The following is a 21,663-nucleotide window of genomic DNA, read 5'->3' as shown; positions in this document are numbered from 1 at the left end:
TCAATTGTTTTTTATGGATATTTAAAGATCATATGTCTTTTTATACGATACCTGTCTTTCAATGTCATTTATTGTGTCTTCCTTTTTGAATTCGATAACAAGACTGTCAAAATCATTGATGTTTTTTACTTCAGCTTCAGTAACTGATTTAATCTGTTGAGAGAAATCATTAATTAGATCATCCATAATTAATTTTTTATTCGGATTGATAATCTCTACTACAAACTTATTGGTTGGCATAGGATTGCTTTGGTACCTCCAGCTAATGTTTACATCGTCGGCATCAATTATGTTGGCTATAGATTCTTTTAATGAATTTCTACTTGTTTTATATTCTGGTTTTGGGTGTTTGCTGCTGCCAATAGATGTGTCATGAACAGTAAATTCACAGCTGGTTAAACAGATTAAGGCAATTAAAGATGTTAATAGAATTCTGGTTGGTTTGAGTGACATTTTTTTTTTTTAGGTTTATCTATCTGTAGGTGTCTTTGGTGGAATGTTACATTTTTACCTAAAATAGTTACAGATCGACTTAACTATATTATAACGTTTCCTGACGTCCTGTTTACAATCTTTTAAAAATTATCTAAGCTGTTGGTAAAAGAGGTGTCGTTGATTTGCATTGTAATCAACAAACTAAATAATCATTTTATGAAATCAATCTTAAAATCAAGTTTTTTAACAGCTTGTACTTTGGCTTTTGTAGCCTGCAACAATGATGATGATAACAATAGACAAGACAACCAAAATGATGTTTCTCTAGAGACCCATTCTGTAACGCCTAATTTTTTAAAATTAAGCCCTGACTTTGGAGATGTTAATATCTACCCGCTTATTTCTTCTGAAGATCAGCTTTCGGAATCATCAGACTTTGTTTATGGTTCAATGGCAGACGGTGCAGGACTTCTTAAAAATTCAGATGGAACGTTTACTCTAATTAACAATATTGAAGCGGATTATTCTATCGCACGAATAACATTAGACAAAACTTTTAAGCCAGTACATGGTGAATATATCGTAAATGCTACTGCTTCGGCAGAAACTGCACAGTGTTCAGGTTCGTTGGTAACTCCAGAAGAGCACGGATTTGGTCCATTATATCTTTCTGGAGGAGAGTGGGGAGGTGCTTCAAAAGGAGTGTTTGTTACCAATCCATTAAAAGATGCTTCTTCTGCAGGATTTGCTAATATGCTTAATGCATTTGGACAATGGTCTACAGAAAATGCAGTGGTTATTGGTAAAGAAGCCTACCTTAATAAAACAGTTGCTTTCATTGGCGATGATCATTCAGATAATGAAATACCATCTGGACAGTTAGGGATGTATGTTGGAAATGCAGGCGACCTGTATGGTGGTCAACTATTCGGTTTACGAGTTACAGATAGTAATGTAGTTTATGAAATGGATATGCAAGAAGGAGTAAGTTACCCTATGGATTTTGTTCAGCTGGATGAAAAACAAATTGATCTTTTGGATGCCGAGGCAAAAGCAAAAGGTGTAATGGGTTTTTCAAGGTTGGAAGATATTGACTGGAGACGTGGTTCTGCAGCAAACAACAGGGAAATTTATTTTTGTGTTACAGGTCGTAAAAAAGATGGCTTAGCAGGTAAGGGGACTTTCTACGGACGTGTGTACAAAGTGGTTTTGAATGAAAACGATCCAACAGGAGCCGGTACAATTACTTGTGTATTGGACGGTGATTTGCTTAATGGTAAGGCAAAAGCATTCCATAGCCCAGATAATATAGTAGTTACCGAAAACTTTGCTTACATTCAAGAAGACCCTAATGGTTATTTTGATACTGCAGATAAAACGCATTATGCTAGAATGTATCAATACGATTTAAACAGTGGTTCCCTTAAAACTGTATTGGAGTGTGATCAGCAAACGGCAGCATCTCTAGGTTATGGTACTGTTGATTCTCCTTGGGAAATTACAGGTATGATCGATATTTCGGAAACAGTTGGTGTAGATGAAACCTTCTTGGTAATTACTCAAAACCACGGTTGGGAAAACTCAAGTTTTACCGATTCAAAGGCTAATCCAAATGCCGCTTCGAGCGAAGGTAGTGTGTTGTATATAATCAATGGTTTAGAAAGATAGTTGTTTTTATATGTTTATTTTTTTCGTTAAAAAGTCAAAGGCACGTGTTTGTATCACGTGTCTTTTGTTTACGCTTGTTTTTGGTTGTAAAAAGAGAGTGGAAACCCAAGAAAGATCAAAAAATAAAGCCATAGAGGTTATTTATAAAAACGACCTAAAGCATTGTATTGATGCTTTGGATTCATTGATACAATCAGAAGGTAAGGAAAGTGGTCTAAAATATTATTTAAAAGCAAGACAGGCATTCAAACAAGCGGAGCCAGTTTTAGCTTTTGTAGATAAGGATAATTATAAAGCTTTAAATCAACCTAACATTCTAAAAGTTGAAGAAGAAGATGCTACAGACATCAAAATAAAATCACCTTTTGGGTTTCAGGTATTGGAGGAGCAGCTGTTTCATGATGAAGTGAGCATGTTTCAAGTAAGAACAAACGCTGAGGTTACTAAAAACCGATTGAATTTAATTTTAAAAAATACTTTTCTAACATTCAAAGAGCACCATATCATTTGGTTAATAAGAGATGCTATAGCAAGAGTAGCTTTGACAGGTGTTACAGGGTTCGACTCCCCAGTGCTAGAGCAATCCTTAAATGAGGCTCAGTTGGTTTATGGTCGCTTGAATGATATTTTGGAAGGTTATCAATTGCGTTTTAAAGATAAGGTTCTCTATGCTAATTGGGTTAAGGAGCTTCAAGAGACCCAAGAAGATTTAAATGATAGTTTTAATGAATTTGATCGTTATAATTTTATTAAAAACCATACGCATAAGCAATTGGAACTTTTGATTGAAACCGCATCTGATTGGGAAGTGAGGTTTCCTTTTGCTCTTGCATTCAATAATGACGCTTTGAGTTTGTTTTCTCCCAGTACTTTCAACATGTCTTTTTTTACCGATGTCAACTTAGAGAATGAAAAAGCAATGGGAATAGCCTCGTTGGGAGAACTTTTGTTTAACGATAACTCCTTGTCTTTGTCTGGAACTATGAGCTGTGCAAGTTGTCATAACAAGGATAAAGCTTTTTCAGATGGATTAAAAACATTTCCAAAGCAACAGCGTAATACACCAACCTTAAAATATGTTGCTTTACAGCAAAGTTTTTTCTACGATGGTAGAGCTGGTAGCCTGGAGGGACAGATTGTTGGTGTGGTAAATAACGAGAATGAATTCCATACTGATTTAAATGCAATGACCCAGGCTGTCGAAAAAGATACTGCTTATCAAAGTCGTTTTAATGACTTGTACAATGGTGAAATAACTGATGCAAACATTAGACATGCTATTGCTTCATATGTGAGAACTATGGTGAGTTTTAATTCAAAATTTGATAATAACATCAATGGTTTGGAGAACACGTTGAATGATCGGGAAATCCATGGATTTAATCTGTTTATGGGAAAGGCTAAATGTGCCACATGTCATTTTGCTCCAGTTTTTAACGGTACGGTACCGCCAAATTTTACCGAATCTGAATTTGAAGCAATAGGTGTTCCTTCAAACATTGAAAATCAATTAGAAATAAGTCCTGATTTAGGTAGGTATGCTGTTTTCAATACTCTAGAACGCAAACATTTTTTTAAGACTCCTACAATACGTAATGTTTCTCTAACAGCACCTTATATGCATAACGGTATTTATAACTCTTTGGAAGAGGTTGTGACATTTTATAACAATGGGGGAGGAAGTGGATTAGGAATTAATTTGGAACATCAAACACTACCAACAGACTCTTTAGATTTAACTAGCAAAGAAATTGAGGATGTGGTACTTTTCATGAAAACATTAGAGGATAAGCTATTATAAATATCACATTAAGAGAATGTAAAGTGGGCTTAGATGTCCGCTTTATTTTTTACTCTAGCGTAATTATTGCTTAAGAATTCCGTAACCAATAACTCAGATAAAAGTGGTGATTTTGCCAAAAAAAACATGGAACTATTTTTTATCACTTTTGGAGCTTTGTTCTCAATTATGAATCCGTTGGGAACCGTACCTGTTTTTGTTGGATTAACTCAGGATAACACTAAAAAAGAGCGGGCAGTTACGGCCTTTTGGACTTGCATTAATGTGTTGGTGATTTTACTACTGTCTTTTTTTGCAGGCAAGTACATTTTGTCGTTTTTCGGTATTACTCTCAATGCATTAAAGATTGCAGGTGGATTAATCATTGCTTCTTCCGGGTTTGCTCTTTTAACAGGAAAGTTCAGAGAACACAAGGGAATGAAGCGAGAGCGTGTACAGGAAGACATTCAAAATCGAGAACAAATTTCTCTAACACCTTTAGCTATTCCCATGTTGGCAGGGCCTGGCACCATATCGTTATTGATTACCTATAATCAGGAATATGGAGAAATGAAGGATATAGTTGTTATTCTTGCAGCTATGTTACTTACTACGTTTGTCATTTATTTAATTCTAAAAAGTGCACATTTTATTGTGAGGTTTTTAGGAGCGTCAGGAATCAATGGTTTGTCTCGTATTATAGGGTTTATTGTTATAGCCATTGGTGTTGAATATATCATTTCGTCGGTAGTAAACATAATATCAAACATTAAGTTTTAATATTGAGGATAGTATCAAGAATCAATAAAAAAGTACTAATTAATAAACCAAACACACCCAAGGGTGTTTTTTTTTTTTCATGAAAACTAACAGAAAATAGTTTATGTTTTTTACTATGTTTTAAGAATTTGGTAGTTATGGTTGGGGGTGATTTTTTGTATATTTATAAAGCTATTAATCAAATGATTATCCATGAGACAAGTACATGCTTATATGGCTAAGGAGGCAGGAGCTGAATTAGAACCATTTTTATATGATCTCCCCGATTTAGGCAGCGAACAATTAGATATAAAGGTGCATTATTGTGGAATGTGCCATTCAGATTTAAGTATGCTCAACAATGAATGGGGGCAAACTCAATACCCTTTTGTGCCTGGGCACGAAATTGTTGGGGAAGTTGTTGAGGTTGGTCAAGAAGTAAAAGGAGTTAAAGTTGGAGACCTTGTAGGTTTGGGGTGGTATTCGCAGTCGTGTATGAGCTGTTATCAGTGTATGAATGGGGATCATCATTTGTGTGGTACAGCAGAGGGAACCATCGTAGGCCGTCATGGAGGTTTCGCCGATTATGTGAGGTGTCACTGGTCGTGGGCTGTTCCGCTTCCCAAAGGAATTAATATGGCTAAAGCAGGACCTCTACTTTGTGGAGGAATTACCGTGTTCAATCCTATTCTGTTGGCTGGAGTAAGACCTACAGATAAGGTTGGGGTAATTGGAATAGGGGGTTTGGGGCATATGGCACTTAAGTTTTTAAAAGCATGGGGGTGTGAAGTAATCGCTTTTAGTTCACATTCTGAAAAAGAGGAACAAATATTGAACATGGGAGCAACAAGAGTTATAAACTCAAGAAAACCTAAAGATTTGGAAAGCATTGCAGGAAAATTAAACTTTATTTTAAATACAACAAATGTCACTTTAAACTGGGATTCATTTTTGCAAACCTTGGCTCCAAACGGACGATTTCATAATGTTGGTGCTGTTTTAGAGCCCATGGCAATTCCAGCTTTTACTCTTTTGGCAGGACAAAAAACTTTAGGGGGTAGTCCTCTAGGTAGCCCAGCCCTAACGCTAACAATGTTGGAGTTTTGTGTAAGACATAACATTTATCCATCCGTGGAAGAGTTTCCTTTGGATAATGTTAATGCAGCCTTTAAACACTTAGAAGATGGAAAAGCAAGATTTCGAATCGTTCTAAAAGTTTAGGGAATTAGAATCCCCATCAAAAGACCGCATGTGGATGAATTGTAGTACTCCAGTAGTATATTGTTACCTTTTTCTTTGTTTGTTAATAACGTTGCCAGGCGTTTTTAGTGAAGAATATTACGAATTGTTTAATGTTGAGCTACCTCACCATTTTTGGTGGCAATCTTTAATACTGCCATTTCAGCATGGTGTTAAAGGAATGCCGTTGGCTATTCTAGGACATCTTGTGCTTAATATAATTTTATTGTTGACTTGTGGAAGGATAACAGAAAGTATACTAGGAAGAAAAAGGTTTTTGTTTCTAAGCATTGTAGCTTGGGTTGGTTTTACTGCAACAGCTTTTATTAGTGATAAATGGGTTAGTGGAGCCTCTGGTGTTATATGGGCTTATAGTCCATTTTTGTTAATTCCTATTAAGCGTAGTAAAAAGGATTTTAACTATTCCAAGATAGCATTTGTGAGTAAAGGGTTGTTGGTAGTAATGTGGGGATTAATTACTGTCGTCATGGTTTTTGTTCCTCTCGTATTTAATCCAGAACACAAGTTGATGTACACTTTTTTATATGGGAATCTATATCATGCTGTGGCAACTTTTATTGGTTTTATGTTTTATGGGGTTTGGAGAATAATATTGGATAAGTGACATATTTTTTTAGAGTTAAAAAAAAAAACACCCTTTAAACAGAAGAGTGTTTTTCAATACGATAAACGTTTACCTCTATTTAAGAGGTTTATATTTGAATTTCTGACCACCAACAGCTGCTTCAGCCATTAGTCCTCCTTTTGCATGAGTAAACACAGCAATGCCGTCGGCATATTTTGCATCGAAGGAGGCACCAGATTTAAGTACGGTTGCAGAAGCTCCTGCAGCAAAATTAAAATTACCCTCCTTAAATTTATCTAAATCTTTTTGGGTTTCGAAGAAGATAACCTCTATGATAGCTTGTCCCCCAGCTTGAAAACCAACGTCTACCATTTTTAGGCTAGCCATCCCGACCATTTCGCCACTTTCGTAAACAACACCGTTTCCAGAAGCTCCTCCTACAATAAACCCACCTTTTCCAACATTAGGAAAAATAACATAACCGGCAGCTTTATCGAAAAAGTCTTTTAAATCAGGATTTTCAGTTAACAGAGTTTCCTTAGCTGTTTTAGCATCATCAATAATTTTCTGGTCTTTGTCGTTTTGAGCGGATAGAGTAGAAGTGAAAAATCCGAGGGTAAAAACGATTAATAGGAATTTTAAATTTTTCATAATGAATATGTTATGGTTACCGAATATAGAACTAAAGGTAATCATTTTGTAGGAGATAATGTTGTTAAAGGCTTGATTTTGTGGTGTTTAGTCTTGAGCTTTTTTATAATCTCTTTATCACTTATTAAAACCATAGGCTAGTTCTTACTGTTATGCATTTTCTTATTTAGACTTTTTTGGAAGATGAAGTTAATGTTTTGAGAGTGTAAGTTATTGATGTATAGTCGTATGTGAGGTTTTAGGTGAGGTTACCGTTCTTTCCAAACCTTTTTTAATTCCAATAAGTTAACGGGGTTTACACCAAGTCCATTTACTTTTTTACTGCTAAAACGTACAACTTCATCATAAAAAAGAGGTACAATGGGAGCCGATTGCATTACCAGTGAGTCCATTTTAGCATACAATTCTTCTCGTTTATCCTCGTTGGTAATTGTAAATGTCTTTTCGTACAAATGGTCAAAAATTTCGTTTTTATAATGGGTGTAATTAGGACCATTTGGAGCAAAGTTTTTGCTGTAGTATAGTGAAAGGTAGTTTTCTGCATCGGGATAATCAGCCACCCAACTTGCCCTGAATAAATCTAGTTTGCCATTGGCTTTGGCTTCTTTTAATGTAGATGCAGGAATAACATCTACGGCTACTTCCAAACCTGTTTTTTGTAGTTCACGCTGAATGTACTCGCAAAAACTTAAATAGTTTGCAGTTGTTGTAATGGTGATTTTTGGCTCTAAAATACCAGTTTCCTGTTTAAATTGTTTGATAAGTGATTTTGCTTTTTCTGGATTGTAACTATAGCCAATCGAGGTGTTGTATCCAGGCAATCCTTTTGGGATAAAACCTCCATTGGCAGGAATGCCAATACCATTGCGTAAATAGGTCATCATATTTTTTCGGTCAAAACCATAGTTTACAGCCTTTCTGAGTAATTCTGATTGAATTTCTGGGACATTACCGTCCATAAAAAACGCTAAGTATTCCGTGTTTAGGTAAGGGCTTTTAATCATATTCACTTTATTGAAATATTGTTCCCTTAAATTTCCGTCTGCAGTTAATATATCATCTTTATAAGAAGCATCCAATCCAGATACAAAATCGATGTTACCCTGTGCAAACTGAAGAAACTCACTTTGTTTATCTGGTAAGAAAGTAATGGCTACAGCTTCGAGAAACGGAAGCGTTTTCCCTTGATTATCGGTTTCAAAATAGTTTTCGTTTTTTCGAAACACTAATTTTATGTTTTCCTCCCAATGCTTAAACTTGAATGGCCCTGTACCAATAGGGTGTGATCGAAAATCCCTACCGTAATGTTCAACTATTTCTTGGGGAACCACGGAACAGTATTTCATGGTAAGCAGCCCCAAAAATGCAGGAAATGGCTGCATTAATTGTATTTGGAATACAGAATCGTTTAGGGCTTGGAAATCGTCTACTTTAGCTAATACCCAACTCCCTGGTGATGCCGTTTGCTTGTCTCGCAAACGATTAAGACTATAAACTATATCATTAGCTGTAACTTTACGAGTAGAATCTTTTCCAAAGAGATGATGTTTATGGAAAAAGACATCATTCCTAAGGTTAAAGGTGTAATTAAGGCCATCTTCTGAAATTTCCCAGCTTTTGGCAATACAAGGTTTAACCCTCAAACTATCATCTGTCTGTACTAATCCATTAAACAATTGATGTGTGGCCCAAATATCAGCTAAATCCTTGGAAAAAGCCGGATCTAAAGAACTTATGTTTTTGTGTTCGTTGTAGCGAAATACCAAATGATTACGATCAGGCTGTTTGCCTTTTGAGCAAGAAAGGCCCAAAATGCTAATGCAACTCACTGAAATATAGAAGATTGATTTTAAAAGGTTGTTCTTTGGGAGTTTTATCATATCATTTATTAATTGTAAATTTGCAGCCTTGGTAAAAATACAAGAATGAACCATAGAAAAAAAGTTGCATTTTATACCTTAGGCTGTAAGCTTAATTTTTCCGAAACATCAACTATTGCACGTAATTTTAGTGATGAAGGATTTGACCGTGTTGATTTTTCTGAATTAGCAGATATATATGTTATCAATACTTGTTCGGTTACAGAGAATGCCGATAAGCGTTTTAAAACGATAGTTAAGCAGGCACAGAAAGCAAATCCAAATGCTTTTGTAGCGGCTGTGGGATGTTATGCCCAGTTAAAACCTCAAGAATTGGCAGATGTAGAAGGAGTGGATTTGGTGTTAGGCGCAACTGAAAAGTTCAAAATTACGGACTACATCAACGATCTTTCAAAGAACGATTTTGGTGAGGTGCATTCTTGCGAAATTCAAGAAGCCGATTTTTATGTGGGAAGCTATTCTATAGGTGACAGAACTCGTGCGTTTTTGAAGGTTCAAGATGGATGTGATTATAAGTGTACGTATTGTACCATTCCTTTAGCAAGAGGTATTTCTCGAAGTGATACACTAGAAAACGTGTTGAAAAACGCAAAGGAAATCTCAGAGAAGGATATTAAAGAAATAGTGCTCACTGGAGTGAACATTGGGGATTATGGTAAAGGTGAGTTTGGTAATAAAAGGCACGAGCACACTTTTTTTGAATTGGTTCAGGCGTTGGATGAAGTAGAGGGGATAGAACGTTTGCGTATTTCTTCTATCGAGCCAAACTTGCTTAAAAATGAAACTATAGATTTTGTTTCTCAAAGTCGTACTTTTGTGCCACATTTCCATATCCCATTGCAAAGCGGTAACAATGATATTTTAAAATTGATGCGCCGTCGCTATTTACGGGAGTTATATGTTGATCGTGTAAATAGAATAAAGGAAGTGATGCCTCATGCATGTATTGGTGTAGATGTTATTGTTGGCTTTCCGGGTGAAACCGATGAACATTTCTTAGAAACATACAACTTCCTGACCGAACTGGATATATCCTATCTTCACGTATTTACCTACTCTGAACGAGATAATACATTAGCAACCCAAATGGAAGGTGTTGTGCCGAACAAAGTTCGTGCAAAACGAAGTAAAATGTTAAGAGGACTCTCTGTAAAGAAGCGTCGTGCTTTTTATGAGAGCCAAATAGGCACTAAACGTACAGTTTTGTTTGAAGGTGAAAATAAGGAAGGTTATATTCACGGATTTACTGAAAACTATGTGAAGGTGAAGACTCCATGGAACCCAGAATTAGTTAATACTCTACAAGAGGTGCAATTAACCAAAATTGACGATGACGGAATGGTTAGGTTTGATTTTGATACTGTGTTGGCAAAGTAAGATGATTAAAAAACAAAAAAAAACCGAAGTATTAGCTTCGGTTTTTTTTTGTATAATTAAGTGTTTGTTATATTCTTACTCCAACAGGTAACAAGCTTTTATACTGCCTATTTTTGCGTATAAACTTAGCGATATCTGGACTGGTAGGAACAACTCTTAAGTTGCGATCTTCAATAAGTTCAAAAACAGCTTTGATAAAGTCATTTTTAAATTCTTCAACTTCAACGTCTTCAGGGATAGAAATTTTTGTCAAAAAAATCTTTCGCTCCTGTAAAGAATATTCAATTTTCGCCAAATGGTCGTCTACTTTTAATTCAAATTGACGTAAAAAATCATTGTCAATAACTTCTGCTGCCTCAATCATTGTGTTCGTAGTTTTTAATAAAAGGAGTTTAAATAGTGAGTACTATTTTTTAATTTGCAGCACAAAATTACGAAAAAAATCTTAATATTTAGGCGAGATTTGTCTAATACGCTATGAATCACCAAATAACACATGTTTATATGATGCCGGGAATGGCGGCAAACCCTACAATTTTTGAACATATAGAATTACCTAAAGAAAAGTTTGAGATGCATTGGTTGGAATGGTTAATGCCCGAGCAAGAAGAGTCTCTTGAAGACTATGCACAGCGTATGTCTAAAAAGGTAGTTTATGATAATGTTGTTTTGATAGGGGTTTCGTTTGGAGGAATATTGGTACAAGAGATGAGTCAGTTTTTAAATGTTAAAAAAATAATAATAATATCAAGTGTTAAAACCAGACATGAACTTCCTAGACGTATGAAGTTGGGACGTTTGACCAAAACCTACAAATTATTACCAACAAAACTATTAGGGGATGTAGAAAAACTGGCTAAATATGCATTAGGTAAAACGGCTTCAAAGCGAGTTGAATTGTATAAAAAATATCTGTCTGTTAATGATAAGCGCTATTTAGATTGGGCCATAGAGCAGGTAGTGTGCTGGGATAGAGAGATACCTATTAAAGATATAGTGCATATTCATGGTGATAAAGACGGCGTTTTCCCAATAAAATATATTCAAAATTGCTTGGTGATTAAGGGTGGAACCCATATCATGATCATCAATAGATTTAAGTGGTTTAATGAGCATTTAGAAGGCTTGATTTGTCAAGAGAATTGCGTGGAAAAAACATAATTTATTTATAACTTTATATAAACTGAACTAATGATGAAAACATTACAGAAAGGGCTGGCGTTTGTAGGATTATTGAGCTTAGCAGCGTTATTTATTTACGCACTCCAGGACGCTCCAACCGATGAAAATTTTGAGTCTAAGCTTATCAATGATTATAATGTTTATGCATTACCTGTTCCAGAGTACTTAGAATTTGCAGGTGAGGCTATGCCTATAAATGATCCAGATATTTATGAACGGATTGATCGTGAATTATTGGTGAATACCTATTGGCAGTCTAATGGTCTTTTATTGTTTAAAAGAGCTTACAAATATTTCCCGACCATTGAGCCTATTTTAAAAAAATATGGCGTACCTGACGATTTTAAATATTTGGCTGTAATTGAAAGCGGCCTTCTTAATGTGGTGTCACCAGCTGGAGCAAGAGGTGTTTGGCAAATCATGCCGGCAACCGCAAGGGAGAATGGTTTGGAAGTTAATGATAATGTGGATGAACGTTATAATTTAGAAAAGGCAACAGAAGCGGCTTGTCAATATTTATTGGAATCAAAAGAAGAATTTGGTAGTTGGACTTTGGCAGCAGCAGCTTATAATGCAGGTAAAAATGGAATATCCAGACGACTTGACGATCAGAATGTGAAGGATTATTACGATTTATTATTAGGTGAGGAAACAGGTCGATATGTGTTTAGAATTGTTGCACTAAAGGAAATTTTAACCCATCCCGATAAATACGGATTTAACTTTAGAGAAAAAGATTTGTATAAAGAGGTCCCTACCTATAAAGTGGAAGTGGATACTGCCGTAACGGACTTTACTAAGTTTGCTGAAAAGTTTGATATTAACTATAAGATTTTAAAAATCCATAATCCTTGGCTGCGTGAACCTTTTCTTAACAATAAATCACGTAAACAGTATTTTATTGAGATACCTGAAAAAGGTCACTACAAATAGAAAATATCTAGTGTACATAAAAAATGCCGGGATTTCCCGGCATTTATATTTCAAATATGTAAAAAGTCCAAAATCTAGAATCTAAATTTTACTTTCTCTTCATGCGTTGCTGTCTGTGTCCGCCATAGTGCTGGTTAGGCATTTGTGCACGCTTCATATTGTCTTTCATCATTTTTATTTGATCTGTCAGCATACCTCTTGAGTCTAGTTTTTGGGCTTCATTCAATAAACGTTGCGCTTCTTGTTTTCTTCTTTTAGTTAAAGCTATTCCAGCAAGGTTTAATTTAGTCATAGCCATATCATGATCCATGGATAGTCCAAGATCTACAGCTTTTTTGAAGTAACGCTCAGCATCATTCATATTGGTTTGTGAAACCATAATGCCATGAAGGTAGTTGTAGTAGCCTTGTTGCTTTTTTACTAAAGCAGTTTCAGGATTCTTTATTTTATTAAGCCACTTTTTTGCACCTTCAAAATCCTGCTTCCTCAATCTCAAAAATGCAAGTAGTATAAACTCATTTTTAAAGTATAGGAATATGAAGATTAATGAAAGCAAAATAAGCATGATACCATTACCTATATAGCCATCTATCATTTGCCAAATTGCATAAGCTATAATACCTGCCGCGATTATAAGTTTTATTATTTTGTTGTACATAAAGTGTTTATTTGGTTTTATATATTGTTTTTGCTTGTTATTGTAGTTGGTGTTTTTTGGTTTTCCATTTGACTTTATGTTATGATACCATAAAGATTAGACGAAATCTTTAAGCGAAACTTATCAAAAAGGAGAGCCATATCTACACATCTGTCGTTTAATTTTGTAAACACAAACAAAAATTCGTTTTCCAATTCATTGGTCATTACATGCTGCGAACCGTCAATATCCTGTTCAATGGTTTGAACCATTTTTTGGATTATATTAAGGTTGTCTCCAATCTTTAGTTTATATTGCAAAGGTTTTTGGGTCAATACAATACAGCTGCAAAGCATTGAAAGAATAACGATATAGTTTTTCTGGCGCCCCATTAAGATGAATTTTCTTTTGGGGTACAAAGAAACTAAAATTTTTACTGAAAAAATATTTTTATAATAAGGTTTGTCAAAGTGAAAACTTGTCGTATATTTGCGCCGCACTTTGGGAGAGTATTCCGGTGCACGGATTTTTAAAAGAATTATTCAAGAAGATAAAGATATTTAAGAAATGAAAAGAACGTTTCAACCATCGAAAAGAAAAAGAAGAAACAAGCACGGGTTTAGAGAAAGAATGGCCTCTGCTAATGGAAGAAAAGTACTTGCTCGTAGAAGAGCTAAGGGAAGAAAGAAATTGTCTGTATCTTCTGAACCAAGACATAAAAAATAATGTTAGCGTAAGTTAATATACTAAAGGTGTTACTTTAAACGTAACGCCTTTTTTTATACCTACCCAAAAGGGATGTTAAAAAAGAATTAATACAACACAATAATTGTTAGAATGCCGAAGAATCCAAACCTTAAATCCGTTTTAATTATTGGGTCTGGTCCCATTGTAATTGGTCAAGCCTGCGAATTTGATTATTCAGGAACACAGTCGTTAAGATCGTTAAGAGAAGATGGTATAGAAACCATTTTGATTAATTCAAATCCTGCGACCATCATGACCGATCCTTCTATGGCCGATCATGTTTACTTAAAGCCGCTAACTACAAAATCGATTATTGAAATTTTAAAGAAACATCCAAATATTGATGCAGTATTGCCAACTATGGGAGGGCAAACAGCATTGAATTTGGCTATTGAAGCTGATGAAAAAGGTATTTGGAAAGATTTTGGTGTTGAGCTTATCGGTGTAGACATCGATGCCATCAATATCACTGAGGATCGCGAACAGTTCAGAGAGTTAATGACCAAAATTGGTGTGCCAATGGCACCTCAAGCTACTGCAAACTCTTTCCTTCAAGGAAAAGAAATAGCACAGGAATTTGGATTCCCTTTGGTTATTAGAGCTTCTTATACATTAGGAGGTGCGGGTGCATCTATCGTTTACAGAAAAGAAGATTTTGACAAACAACTAAGCCATGGTTTAGAAATTTCTCCAATCCACGAAGTAATGATCGATAAGGCCATGATGGGTTGGAAGGAGTATGAATTGGAGTTGTTACGCGATAAGAATGATAACGTTGTAATTATCTGTACTATCGAGAATATGGATCCTATGGGAATTCATACTGGAGACTCTATCACAGTAGCCCCTGCAATGACGCTTTCTGATCGTACTTTCCAGAAGATGCGTGACATGGCTATCAAGATGATGCGTAGCATTGGTGACTTTGCCGGAGGATGTAACGTTCAGTTTGCTGTAAGTCCGGATAATGAAGAAGAAATCATTGCTATCGAGATTAACCCACGTGTATCTCGTTCTTCTGCATTAGCTTCTAAGGCAACTGGTTATCCTATTGCCAAAATTGCATCTAAATTAGCTATTGGTTATACACTTGATGAATTAGATAACCAAATTACAAAGTCTACTTCAGCTTTATTCGAGCCAACATTAGACTACGTAATCGTTAAAATACCACGTTGGAACTTCGATAAGTTTGAAGGAAGTGACCGTACATTAGGGCTTCAAATGAAATCGGTAGGTGAAGTAATGGGAATTGGACGTTCATTCCAGGAAGCACTGCATAAAGCAACCCAATCGTTGGAGATTAAGCGTAACGGTATAGGCGCCGATGGTAAAGGGTATAAAGATTACAATACCATTATTGAAAAGCTTACTCATGCTTCTTGGGATCGTGTATTTGTTATTTACGACGCAATCCACATTGGAATTCCATTAAGTACCATCCACGAGATCACCAAGATCGACATGTGGTTCTTAAAGCAATACGAAGAGCTTTATTTCTTAGAGAAAGAAATTTCTAAGTTCACTATAGATACTATTGAACGTGACCTGTTATTGGAAGCAAAACAAAAAGGTTACGGTGACCGTCAGATAGCTCACATGCTTAACTGTCTTGAAAGCCAAGTATACAGAAAGCGTGAAGAAATGAACATCAACCGTGTATACAAACTGGTTGATACTTGTGCGGCAGAATTTAAAGCGCAAACACCTTATTACTACTCTACATTTGAAAATGAAGTAGAAACAGCAAATGGTGAGCGTTATGCAGCTAACGAAAGTGTAGTTACAGACAAGAAGAAAATCATTGTACTAGGGTCTGGTCCAAACCGTATTGGTCAAGGAATTGAGTTCGATTACTGTTGTGTACACGGAGTATTGGCAGCTGCAGAAGCTGGTTACGAAACTATCATGATTAACTGTAACCCAGAAACGGTTTCTACCGACTTTGATACAGCAGATAAGCTTTATTTCGAACCTGTATTCTGGGAACATATTTATGATATCATTAAACACGAAAAGCCAGAAGGTGTAATCGTTCAGCTTGGTGGACAAACAGCTCTTAAATTAGCCGAAAAACTAGATCGTTACGGTATCAATATCATCGGTACCAGTTATGAGTCACTTGACTTGGCGGAAGATCGTGGACACTTCTCAAAATTGTTGAAGGAAAACGATATTCCTTATCCAGAATTTGATACTGCTGAAACTGCAGATGAAGCCCTTGCAGTGGCCGATAAATTAGATTTCCCAATATTGGTGCGTCCATCATACGTATTAGGGGGACAAGGAATGAAAATTGTGATCAACAAGCAGGAGTTGGAAGAGCACGTTGTAGACTTACTACGTAAGATTCCTAACAACAAATTGTTATTGGATCACTACTTAGATGGTGCTATCGAAGCAGAAGCAGATGCAATCTGTGATGGAGAGAACGTATACATCATCGGTATAATGGAGCACATTGAACCTTGTGGTATCCACTCAGGTGATAGTAACGCAACATTGCCTCCGTTTAACTTAGGAGACCTTGTGATGCAGCAGATTAAAGACCATACTGTGAAAATTGCCAAGGCATTGAATACTGTAGGTTTGATAAACATTCAGTTTGCTATTAAGGACGATAAGGTATACATTATTGAGGCAAACCCAAGAGCATCACGTACCGTACCATTTATAGCCAAGGCTTACGGAGAGCCTTACGTAAACTACGCTACAAAAGTGATGTTGGGAGACAAAAAGGTAACTGATTTTGATTTCAAACCACACTTGGACGGATATGCAATTAAGCAACCAGTATTCTCTTTCAACAAATTCCCTAACGTAGACAAAAAGCTAGGACCAGAAATGAAGAGTACAGGTGAAAGCATCCTGTTCATTGACAGCTTGAAAGAAGATGAGTTTTATAACCTTTATTCAAGACGCAAAATGTACTTGAGTAAATAATAAAACTCAAAAAAATGAATATTCTAAACGCCGACTTTTTAAGTCGGCGTTTTTTTGTTTATCAATTGCGAAGATTATTTTAACTCATTTAAGGGCATTCATATTTTTGTATATTTGGCACAATGAAATATTTAACCTTCATATTATCCTTCTACATTTTGGCACTGAACTTTGTGCCTTGTGGTGATGCTGTCGTGGACAGTAATGAGGTTAAAATTGAAATGTCAAATCATGGAGATGATCATGACCATTCCAATGCTGATCTTTGTTCTCCTTTCTGCCAATGCCATTGTTGCCACGTACATGCGACACATTTTGATTTAGTGGAATATCAGGTTCCGAATTTCGATATTCCGACTAATATTTTCATTCACTTTAATAGTGAGGGCAAAAATTTCACAAGGCCTTTGCTTCAGCCTCCAAGGGTTTAATGTTACAATATAGCTAAGATTTGCTGTGTTCCAATTTTCAATGGAATTAAAGCATATTGTTGAACATTTAATCTTATCTCATGATAAATAAAATCATTGATTTTTCAATCCGGAACAAGTTTGTTATCGGGTTGTTTACACTTGCTATTATAGGAGTGGGGATTTGGAGCATGACAAAAGTGCCTATTGATGCTGTTCCCGATATTACAAATAATCAAGTTCAAGTTATTACCCAAGCTCCTAATTTGGGTACTGAAGAAATTGAACAATTTATAACTTACCCAATTGAGTTGGCATTGGGCAATTTGCCAGACGTAAAGGAAATCAGGTCTATTTCTAGATTTGGTTTATCTGTTGTTACCATTGTTTTTGACGATAGAGTAGGTACATATCTTCCAAGACAATTGGTTTCTGAAAAATTACCAGAAATACAGGAACAGATTCCAGAAGGATTTGGTAAGCCAGCTATTGGTCCTATTTCTACAGGTTTGGGGGAAATTTATCAGTACACTTTAGAAGTGGATAACGCTTTTAGAGATAGATACAGTACTTCAGACTTGCGAACCATTCAAGATTGGATAGTTCGTCGACAAATGGCAATGGTTCCTGGAATTGTAGAAGTAAATGCTTTTGGAGGTGCTAAAAAGCAATACGAGATTACCGTTAAACCTGAAGAGTTAAGAGCTATTGATTTAACTATTTCCGATGTATTTGAGGCGCTGAAGAATAATAACCAGAATACTGGAGCAGCCTATATAGAGAAAAATCATCAAGCAAATTTTATTAGGGGAGAAGGGTTGGCTCGAAGCATTACCGATCTTGAAAATATCGTGGTCAGTAATGTTAATAATATCCCCGTTAAAGTTAAGGATATTGCTGCTGTAACGCTTGGTAGTGCTGTTCGCTATGGTGCTCTCACTAAAGATGGAAAAGGAGAGGCTGTTGGTGGTATGATATTAATGCTTAAAGGTGCTAACTCCAACGAGGTAATTCAAAGTGTTAAGGAGCGTATTGTCCAAATACAGAAATCTTTACCGGAAGGTGTTAGTATCAAACCGTTCCTTGATAGAAGCAAATTGATTTCTAGTACAACCAATACCGTAAAGGGGAATTTATTGGAAGGGGGATTAATAGTGATTTTCGTATTGGTCTTGCTTTTGGGGAATTGGAGAGGCGGATTGATCGTGGCTTCAACGATTCCTTTGTCGCTGCTTTTCGCCTTTATACTGATGAATATTTTTGATGTTTGGGTAAATCTTATGAGTTTGGGGGCTATCGACTTTGGAATTATTGTTGATGGCGCTGTGATAATTGTTGAAAGCACAGTGTTTCTGATGGTGTCTAAACTTTCTAAAATCAAAAAAATCACCTCAGACGAGAGAGATAAAATAGCTTCTAAGTCAACAAAAAAAATGATGAATGCGGCTTTTTTTGGACAGCTTATCATTTTGATTGTTTTCATTCCCATTTTAGCATTAGAAGGTGTTGAAGGTAAAATGTTTCACCCCATGGCCCTGACTTTTATTTTTGCTATGATAGGGGCAATGGTACTGTGTTTAACATATGTACCGATGGTGTCTTCATTCTTTTTAAGGGTTCCGAGAAATACAAAAGATTCCTATGGAGATAAATTTGTTATATGGGTAGAAAATAAATACGAAACAATTCTTAAAATCACTTTAAAACGCAGTAAACTAGTTATGGGAATTGCATTGGGGTTATTTGCAGTTACTATTTTTTTGTTTACCAGAATGGGAGGAGAATTTATGCCTCAGTTAGATGAGGGTGATATTGCTTTTCATGCTATTTTAAAACCCGGAAGTTCATTGTCCGAAACCATACAAACTACCACCAAAATTGAACGTATTGTTAAAGCTGAGTTTCCAAATGAAGTGGAAACTGTTTTGGGAAGAATAGGCGTGGCTGATGTTCCAACAGACCCAATGCCAATGGATATAGCCGATATGTTTGCCATTTTAAAACCTCAGAGCCAGTGGACGGCAGCTAAGACTAAAGAAGAGCTAGTGGATAAAATAAAAGAAGCCATAAGCATCGTGCCAGGAGTAAATTATGAATTTACCCAACCTATAGAAATGCGTTTTAATGAGTTGCTTACTGGAGTGCGGGAAGATGTTGCTATAAAACTCTTCGGGGAGGATCTACAGGTTTTAGCAGATAAAGCTGAAGAAATAGGGAAGTTGGTAAGCAGTGTTCCTGGTGTTGCCGATTTAAAAGTTGAAGCAACTACTGGACAACCGCAAATTTCCATTTATTACAATCGTAATAAATTGGCTCAATATGGACTTCAAATCAACACCCTTAATGAAACGGTACAAACAGCTTTTGCTGGAGGCATAGCCGGAGTTATATTTGAAGGGGAAAAGCGTTTTGATCTAGTTGTTCGTTTGGATAAATCTAAGAGACGGGATATTTCCGATATTCAATCACTTTATGTTACCCTTCCTTCAGGCGCCCAAATTCCGCTACGTGAAGTTGCAGAGATTAGTTATCAGGCTGGGCCCATGCAAATTAGTAGGGATAATACCAACAGAAGAACTTATGTTGGAATCAATATTCGAGACAGGGACGTGAAATCGGTAGTTAAGGATATTCAAGAAATTTTAGATGATAAGTTAAATTTACCACCTGGATATTATATCCGTTACGGAGGTGCTTTCGAAAATTTAGAAAGAGCAAGTAGCCGATTATTATTTGTAGTGCCTTTAGCTCTGGCCTTGATTTTCATATTAATCTATTTTGCTCTAAAATCATTGCCACAAACCCTTATGATTTATTTTGCAATACCGATGGCGACTATAGGCGGAGTACTTGCATTATGGTTAAGGGGGATGCCTTTTAGTATTTCAGCAGGAGTTGGATTTATAGTGCTTTTTGGAGTTGCTGTTTTGAATGGGTTGGTCATGATTAGTGGGTTAAATGAATTAAAAGAACAAGGAGTAACAAATCTTAATGATAGAATTATAGAAGGAACCAAAAGACGTATTCGACCGATTATGTTAACGGCATTGACCGATATATTTGGATTTCTACCTATGGCTATTTCTGCTTCGGCTGGAGCAGAAGTACAGCGCCCTCTTGCAACAGTAGTAATAGGGGGCTTATTTACAGCGACTTTATTAACCCTTATTGTATTGCCTATACTTTATCAGTGGGTTGAAAAGAAAACAGAAAAAAGAGCAATTACTTCAAAGAATAAGCTGGCTTTTGTTTCAGTAATTTTAATTGGGTTATGGTCTTTAAATATTAGTGCACAAGAAGGTATAGATTCGTTAAATACGATTAGTATTGACGAGGCTGTGCTTATGGCTAAAGAGAATTACCCTTTGATGAAAGTAAAGCAGCTGGAAATTGAAAAGCAGGAACAATTAAAACAAACGGCTTTTGATTTAGGTTCAACTCAAATATTTACTGGAGGAGAAGAAATTAAAGGAGATGTGGGAGTTTATACCATTTTAGGTGTTGGTCAATCTCAAATAAATGTGTTTGGTATTGGGGCAAAACGAAAACTACAAGACCGACGAATTGAATTGGCTCAAAAAGGGTATGAATTGTCAGGTTTGCAATTAGAATTGGAAGTAAAAAAAGCTTGGGCCTATGCTTACGAACAGCGGTTAAAATATGATTTGTATAAGGAGTTGGATTCAATTTACACCAAATTCGAAAAGGCAGTGAGTCTTAACTATGAATTGGAAGCTATTTCTAAGTTGGAATATTCTACAGCTAAGAATCAATCGTTTCAAGTCAAATTGCGAAAAGACCAAGCTTATAGAGAGTATGCTATAGCGCTACAGCAACTTAATCTTTGGTTGTTTTCGGATGAGTTTTATTCGGTTACAGAAAATTCTATGGTACAAGATTCTATATCTCTCAATTCAGAAATAGAAAGTCATCCTGCCTTTTTGATGGCTCAAAATAGAGTTGATGTAGCTGCAGCAATTTACAATACAGCTAAAGCCGATAAGTTGCCAAAGTTAAATTTTCAAGGAGGAATTCAAGAGATAAGCGGGAATTCGGGATTCTATAGTTATCAAGCTGGTTTATCAATCCCATTTTTGTCAGGAACTAAAAGAGCTAATGTTAAAACTGCAAAAATTGATAAGCAAATGGCCGAGACTAATCTTGAGTTAAAGCAGCGGGAGGTTAAGATAGCTCTTATTCAGGCACAGCAGCAATACGAGAAGTGGAAGAATACATGGTTATATTACAAAGAAAACGTCTTACCCTTAGCTTTAGAGCAGCGTAGGGGAGCTTTGTTGGCGTATAGTGAAGGAGCCATAGATTATATAGGTTTTATTCAACTAATGGAAAATGCAATTCGTTCGGAAGTAGATGCTATTGAGTCTCTTTCGAAATATTTTGACAGTTTATTTGAGTTACAATATTTTAAACAATAA

Annotated in this window: 18 protein-coding genes; 12 read left to right on the top strand and 6 right to left on the bottom strand. The window is 36.0% G+C overall.

Going from position 1 to position 21,663, the window contains the following annotated elements; all coding sequences use genetic code 11:
- Positions 1 to 21: 21 nt before the first annotated feature.
- On the bottom strand, positions 22 to 453 hold the full coding sequence (locus PWU04_RS09070) for a hypothetical protein (RefSeq protein ID WP_274475753.1): 432 nt from the start codon (positions 451 to 453) through the stop codon (positions 22 to 24).
- Between the two features lie 198 nt (positions 454 to 651).
- Between PWU04_RS09070 and PWU04_RS09065 the strand changes: the two genes are divergently transcribed.
- From PWU04_RS09065 to PWU04_RS09045, 5 genes are all read left to right on the top strand, one after another.
- A complete protein-coding gene (locus tag PWU04_RS09065) occupies positions 652 to 2,103 on the top strand; it encodes a PhoX family protein (protein ID WP_274475752.1) in 1,452 nt (483 codons plus the stop codon).
- A 97-nt stretch (positions 2,104 to 2,200) separates the two neighbouring features.
- Positions 2,201 to 3,904 (top strand): cytochrome-c peroxidase, encoded by a 1,704-nt coding sequence (locus tag PWU04_RS09060; RefSeq protein ID WP_274475751.1) that lies wholly within the window; start codon positions 2,201 to 2,203, stop codon positions 3,902 to 3,904.
- Positions 3,905 to 4,030: 126 nt separating this feature from the next.
- Positions 4,031 to 4,663: a MarC family NAAT transporter gene (locus tag PWU04_RS09055; RefSeq protein ID WP_274475750.1), complete on the top strand. Its 633-nt coding sequence runs from the start codon at positions 4,031 to 4,033 to the stop codon at positions 4,661 to 4,663.
- Between the two features lie 192 nt (positions 4,664 to 4,855).
- Entirely contained in the window at positions 4,856 to 5,863 is a 1,008-nt protein-coding gene (gene ahr, locus PWU04_RS09050) for an NADPH-dependent aldehyde reductase Ahr (RefSeq protein ID WP_274475749.1), read from the top strand.
- A gap of 79 nt (positions 5,864 to 5,942) precedes the next feature.
- Positions 5,943 to 6,506 (top strand): rhomboid family intramembrane serine protease, encoded by a 564-nt coding sequence (locus tag PWU04_RS09045; protein ID WP_274475747.1) that lies wholly within the window; start codon positions 5,943 to 5,945, stop codon positions 6,504 to 6,506.
- A 75-nt stretch (positions 6,507 to 6,581) separates the two neighbouring features.
- Here PWU04_RS09045 and PWU04_RS09040 read toward each other — a convergent pair whose 3' ends face one another.
- The gene (locus tag PWU04_RS09040; RefSeq protein ID WP_274475745.1) at positions 6,582 to 7,118 is read right to left on the bottom strand and encodes a lipid-binding SYLF domain-containing protein; all 537 of its coding nucleotides are present in this window, start codon (positions 7,116 to 7,118) and stop codon (positions 6,582 to 6,584) included.
- A 248-nt stretch (positions 7,119 to 7,366) separates the two neighbouring features.
- Positions 7,367 to 8,998 (bottom strand): ABC transporter substrate-binding protein, encoded by a 1,632-nt coding sequence (locus tag PWU04_RS09035; RefSeq protein ID WP_274475744.1) that lies wholly within the window; start codon positions 8,996 to 8,998, stop codon positions 7,367 to 7,369.
- A 45-nt stretch (positions 8,999 to 9,043) separates the two neighbouring features.
- Here PWU04_RS09035 and mtaB point away from each other — a divergent pair, with 45 nt between their 5' ends.
- A complete protein-coding gene (gene mtaB / locus PWU04_RS09030) occupies positions 9,044 to 10,375 on the top strand; it encodes a tRNA (N(6)-L-threonylcarbamoyladenosine(37)-C(2))-methylthiotransferase MtaB (RefSeq protein ID WP_274475742.1) in 1,332 nt (443 codons plus the stop codon).
- Between the two features lie 67 nt (positions 10,376 to 10,442).
- On the opposite strand, the gene PWU04_RS09025 is transcribed toward mtaB, so the two are convergent.
- Positions 10,443 to 10,739: an N-acetyltransferase gene (locus PWU04_RS09025; RefSeq protein ID WP_274475740.1), complete on the bottom strand. Its 297-nt coding sequence runs from the start codon at positions 10,737 to 10,739 to the stop codon at positions 10,443 to 10,445.
- A 113-nt stretch (positions 10,740 to 10,852) separates the two neighbouring features.
- On the opposite strand from PWU04_RS09025, the gene PWU04_RS09020 reads away from it, so the two are divergent.
- Together PWU04_RS09020 and PWU04_RS09015 are read left to right on the top strand one after the other, a co-directional pair.
- Complete coding sequence (locus PWU04_RS09020; protein WP_274475739.1) at positions 10,853 to 11,536, top strand: alpha/beta hydrolase; 684 nt, start codon at positions 10,853 to 10,855, stop codon at positions 11,534 to 11,536.
- Positions 11,537 to 11,569: 33 nt separating this feature from the next.
- Positions 11,570 to 12,490, top strand: coding sequence for a lytic transglycosylase domain-containing protein (locus tag PWU04_RS09015; RefSeq protein WP_274475907.1), 921 nt, complete (start codon positions 11,570 to 11,572; stop codon positions 12,488 to 12,490).
- Between the two features lie 88 nt (positions 12,491 to 12,578).
- Here PWU04_RS09015 and PWU04_RS09010 read toward each other — a convergent pair whose 3' ends face one another.
- Both PWU04_RS09010 and PWU04_RS09005 read right to left on the bottom strand, forming a co-directional pair.
- On the bottom strand, positions 12,579 to 13,148 hold the full coding sequence (locus PWU04_RS09010; RefSeq protein WP_274475738.1) for a DUF2892 domain-containing protein: 570 nt from the start codon (positions 13,146 to 13,148) through the stop codon (positions 12,579 to 12,581).
- 74 nt (positions 13,149 to 13,222) lie between these two features.
- Positions 13,223 to 13,519, bottom strand: coding sequence for a hypothetical protein (locus PWU04_RS09005; RefSeq protein WP_274475737.1), 297 nt, complete (start codon positions 13,517 to 13,519; stop codon positions 13,223 to 13,225).
- A 175-nt stretch (positions 13,520 to 13,694) separates the two neighbouring features.
- Between PWU04_RS09005 and rpmH the strand changes: the two genes are divergently transcribed.
- The 4 genes from rpmH (at position 13,695) to PWU04_RS08990 (ending at position 21,663) form a co-directional block, all read left to right on the top strand.
- Positions 13,695 to 13,853, top strand: a complete 159-nt coding sequence (gene rpmH, locus PWU04_RS09000) for a 50S ribosomal protein L34 (RefSeq protein ID WP_088342410.1) — start codon at positions 13,695 to 13,697, stop codon at positions 13,851 to 13,853.
- A 111-nt stretch (positions 13,854 to 13,964) separates the two neighbouring features.
- The gene (gene carB / locus PWU04_RS08995; RefSeq protein ID WP_274475736.1) at positions 13,965 to 16,817 is read left to right on the top strand and encodes a carbamoyl-phosphate synthase large subunit; all 2,853 of its coding nucleotides are present in this window, start codon (positions 13,965 to 13,967) and stop codon (positions 16,815 to 16,817) included.
- A gap of 122 nt (positions 16,818 to 16,939) precedes the next feature.
- Entirely contained in the window at positions 16,940 to 17,248 is a 309-nt protein-coding gene (locus tag PWU04_RS13295) for a DUF6660 family protein (protein WP_319946481.1), read from the top strand.
- An 80-nt stretch (positions 17,249 to 17,328) separates the two neighbouring features.
- The gene (locus PWU04_RS08990; RefSeq protein WP_274475735.1) at positions 17,329 to 21,663 is read left to right on the top strand and encodes a CusA/CzcA family heavy metal efflux RND transporter; all 4,335 of its coding nucleotides are present in this window, start codon (positions 17,329 to 17,331) and stop codon (positions 21,661 to 21,663) included.

Source organism: Mangrovimonas aestuarii, from assembly GCF_028767185.1.
In the GTDB taxonomy this organism is placed as follows: Bacteria; Bacteroidota; Bacteroidia; order Flavobacteriales; family Flavobacteriaceae; genus Mangrovimonas_B; species Mangrovimonas_B aestuarii.
The sequence above is the reverse complement of the archived record's forward strand: the minus strand, read 5'-3'. Positions and strand labels throughout refer to the sequence as shown.